Origin of the sequence: Cellulomonas algicola (genome assembly GCF_003851725.1) — a bacterium.
In the GTDB taxonomy this organism is placed as follows: Bacteria; Actinomycetota; Actinomycetes; order Actinomycetales; family Cellulomonadaceae; genus Cellulomonas; species Cellulomonas algicola.
Genome location: NZ_BHYL01000176.1, coordinates 1 through 3,937, shown reverse-complemented (window position 1 = coordinate 3,937; position 3,937 = coordinate 1). Strand labels below are relative to the sequence as shown.

General features: G+C 69.7%; 3 protein-coding genes. All 3 read left to right on the top strand.

Translation table 11 applies throughout. The annotated features are described in order from the left end of the window. The first annotated feature begins 337 nt into the window (after window positions 1-337). Complete coding sequence (locus CTKZ_RS11980; protein ID WP_124343161.1) at window positions 338-1,801, top strand: leucyl aminopeptidase family protein; 1,464 nt, start codon at window positions 338-340, stop codon at window positions 1,799-1,801. Window positions 1,802-1,850: 49 nt separating this feature from the next. Continuing rightward, window positions 1,851-3,059, top strand: a complete 1,209-nt coding sequence (locus CTKZ_RS11975) for a hypothetical protein (RefSeq protein WP_124343160.1) — start codon at window positions 1,851-1,853, stop codon at window positions 3,057-3,059. Window positions 3,060-3,087: 28 nt separating this feature from the next. Continuing rightward, window positions 3,088-3,937: SLC13 family permease (locus CTKZ_RS22480; protein ID WP_235843461.1), on the top strand; the 850-nt coding region annotated here is incomplete at its 3' end.

Here is a 3,937-nt window from a genome sequence, read left to right as displayed (position 1 = left end):
CGGGCATTAGCGTGAGACACGAGAGACCTCCGTTGATGCGAGCCGGGTTCCTAGACAGCTCCCACTCGACCCGGAGGTCTCTCGCTACGTCAACAACGGTCGTGGTCAGTACACCTAGCGCGATCGGCCGGCGGTGCGCTCTGCGCTCCGCGGCCGACGCCCGCGTGGTCGGCGATTCGGGCCCCATCAACGTCCGAGCGCGCACGCCCTGCCAGTTGACCAGCACAAGGGCGCCCCCGGGTCTACGTTCGAGGCGGATGCGGGAGCCGGACCGAGTCACGCCGGGCGTCCAGGAACCAGTTGGCAGCGGTCTGTCCCGACGAGACTGAGGACTGGCATGGCCTTCTCCGACCACCTCGACGTCATCGGCCCCTCACGTGAGCTCGGGTCGGTCAGGTTCGACGTCACCGCGGACCCCCCCGACCGCCCTCAGGTGTGGCTGGTCGCGCCCGACGGTCCCCTGCCCGACGGCGTGTCCTGGGAGGAGTTGCGTGCAGCGGGTTTCTCGGGCTCGGTCCGCAGCGTGCACGTCGTCGCGTCCCCGACGTCGCACGTCCTCGCCGGGACCGGTCCCGCACCCACGGTCGACGACTGGCGCGACGCGGCCGGGCTCGGGTCACGGGCCGCGTCGCCGCACACCGACCTGGCCGTGCGGCTGCCCGACGACGTCACGGGCGAGGTCGTGCGCGCGGTCGTCGAAGGGATCTTGCTCGCGCGCTATCGCTACGACGCGTTGCGCGCCGAGCCCCAGGGCCACCGGCTGACGCACCTGGCACTGGTCACCGGCGCCGCGCACGACGAGACGGCTGCGGCCGCGGCGCTCGGGGTCGCGTCCGCCGGGGCGACCGCGCTCGCCCGGGACCTGGCCAACACCCCGCACAACCACCTCACCGCGTCCCGGCTGGCCCGGATCGCGGTCGACCTGGGCGCCGAGGCAGACCTCGAGGTCGAGGTGTGGGAGCAGCAGCGGTGCCGCGACGAGCGGCTGGGCGGGCTCCTCGCGATCAACGCGGGCAGCGAGCAGGAGGCTCGGTTCGTGCGCCTGCGCTACGTGCCGCCCGGCGCCCCCACCGGCCGCCTCGGGCTGGTCGGGAAGGGGATCATGTACGACTCGGGCGGGATCGGGCTGAAGCCCAACGACGACTCGCACGCGCAGATGAAGAACGACATGTCGGGCGCGGCAGCGATCCTCGCCGCGATGCTCGCCCTGCCCGCGGCGCATGGGACTGCCGAGGTCGTCGGCTACCTCATGTGCACCGACAACATGCCGTCGGCGACGGCCACCGCACTCGGAGACGTCGTGCGCGGTCGCTCCGGTCGCACCATCGAGATCGTCAACACCGACGCCGAGGGCAGGGTCGTCATGAGCGACGGGCTCGCGCTGGCTGTGGAGGACGGCGTCGACGCGATCGTGGACATCGCCACCCTGACCGGGGCGGTGGCACGGGCGTTCGGCTCGCTGCTCTCGGGCATCACAGGCTCCGACGAGGCACTCGTCGCCTCCGTCGCAGCCGCCGCCACCTCGAGCGGCGAGCCGGTGGCCAGGGTGCCGCTGGAGCACCGGTACCGTCCGCAGCTGACCTCGCAGGTGGCCGACCTGCGCAACCTCGGACCGACCGGCCAGCCCGACGGCATCATCTCGGCGCTGTTCCTGCACGAGTTCACCGAAGGCGTTCCGTGGGCGCACCTCGACATCGCCGGCACCGCCTGGTCCACGGTCGACGCCGGCTGGCAGACCCCCGGATGCACCGGTGTGGGCGCGCGGACCATCCTGGCGGCCGCCGCAGGGTTCACGGCGTGACCACACCACGGCCCGCCCACGAGGCAACCGACATGGTCGAGGAGCGGCGATGAACTCGGTGGTGGCGTTCGTCGTCGTCATGCTCGTGTGGACCGTCAGTGACTTCGTCGCGAAGAAGACGAAGTCACTGCTCTCGTCGCTGTTCGTCGCCTCGATCATCTTCCTGATCGGCTTCCTGACGAACGTCTTCCCCGACGACCTGCTCGCGAGCTCGTCGCTCCTGGCGCTGGCGGGCGTGGTCGTGGGCTTCATCATCGTGCACCTCGGCACGATGATCAGCCTCGACGACTTCAAGAAGCAGTGGCGGACGCTGCTCGTGGGAATCGCGGCAGTCGTCGGCATCGCCGTCTTCCTGCTCGTCGCCGGGCTCGTCTTCGGTGGTGGTGTCCAGCCCGGCGAGTACGGCGAGGTCGCGGCACAGCCGCTCGACTTCGTGATCGCCGGGGTCGGGGCGATCAGCGGCGGGACGATCTCGGTCATCATCATCCAGGAGGCGGCGCTCGGGGTCGGCCTGACCACCGTCGCGATCTTCCCGGTGCTCATCGTGGCGCTGCAAGGGCTCATCGGCTTCCCCCTGACCTCGGTCATCCTGCGTCGGGAAGCGTCACGCGTGAAGGCCCAGGTCCGTCCTGGCGAGCTCAGCGTGGACGAGGCAGAGGAGGCCGCGACAGCGAGCACGAGCCGGCTCCCGGACGCGTTCCGGACCACTGCCGGCACGCTCTTCGTCGTCGGCGTGGTCGTCCTGGCCGCCATCGGGATCAACAACCTCACGGACGGCGTCCTCAACACCTTCGTGGTGGCCCTCATCTTCGGCATCGCGCTGCGCACCACGGGGATCTTCAAGCCGTCGGTCCTGGCGGGCATCGACTCGCTCGGCCTCATGATGATCGCGATCCTCATCCTGGTGTTCGGGCCGCTCGCGACGGTCGAGCTGTCCGACCTGGCGAGCCTGGCGGTGCCCCTGCTCCTCGCGTTCGTGTGCGGGCTCGCGGGGATCGCGGTCTTCGCGGCGGTGACCGGCAAGCTCGTCGGGTACAGCGTCTCGATGTCGATCGCCATCGGCCTGACGGCGCTGTTCGGCTTCCCGGGCACGATGATCCTGTCCCAGGAGGCCGCACGGGGTGCCGGCGAGTCGCCCGAAGAGGTCGCCGCGATCGAGGGGCAGATCCTGCCGAAGATGATCGTGGCGGGTTTCTCCACCGTGACCATCACGTCGGTGATCGTGACGAGCATCATCGCGGGCCACATCGGGCGCTGACCCGGCAGCGCTGCCGGAAAGGACGAGCATGTCGGACGCGACGGTCAGCCTCCTCGTTCTGGCCGGGTGCGTCGGTCTCCTGGCCGCGATCTTCCTGCTCACGCTCCTGCTCGGCCTGGTGGTCAGCAACACGGCGACCGTGCTCATCGTGGTGCCGATCGCGGTGGCCATGGCCGACGAGGCGGGCGTCCCGCTCGCTCCGGTGCTCATGCTCGTCGCAGTCGCCGGGGCCGCGTCTTTCCTCACCCCGATCGCCACCCCCGCAAACCTCATGGTGACCGGGCCTCATGGTGACCGGGCCGGGCGACTACAAGTTCTCGGACTTCTGGAAGCTCGGGCTGGCCACGACCGTGGCGTGGTTCGTGGTCGCCATCGCGCTCATTCCCGTCATCTGGAGGGCATGAGTCGTGCGAGGTGCCAGTCGTGCCGCGATGTGCCGCTACCAGGGTGTGCCAGGGCTGCTCGTCCTGCGCGTCGTGGCACCGCCGCAGGATGTCCCGGAGTCGCAACGACTCTTGCCAGGACATGGGTAGCAGCGACGCTGTCGCCGAGAACTCGACGACGTCTAGCGAGGGCCATCGCGATCAGGCCGACACCCACGACGATCACCAGACCGCGGTTCGATCCACCCAGGTGGTCGTCCAGAGCGAGACCGATCACAAACGGGAAGACCACCTGCCCCGCCGCTTCGGCCATGACCAAGAGCAATGACAGCGTGACGCGCGCGGTAGCCCTGCAGCATCTGCCACACGCCAGCGGCCTAGGTGTACTGACCACGACCGTTGTTGACGTAGCGAGAGACCTCCGGGTCGAGTGGGAGCTGTCTAGGAACCCGGCTCGCATCAACGGAGGTCTCTCGTGTCTCACGCTAATGCCCG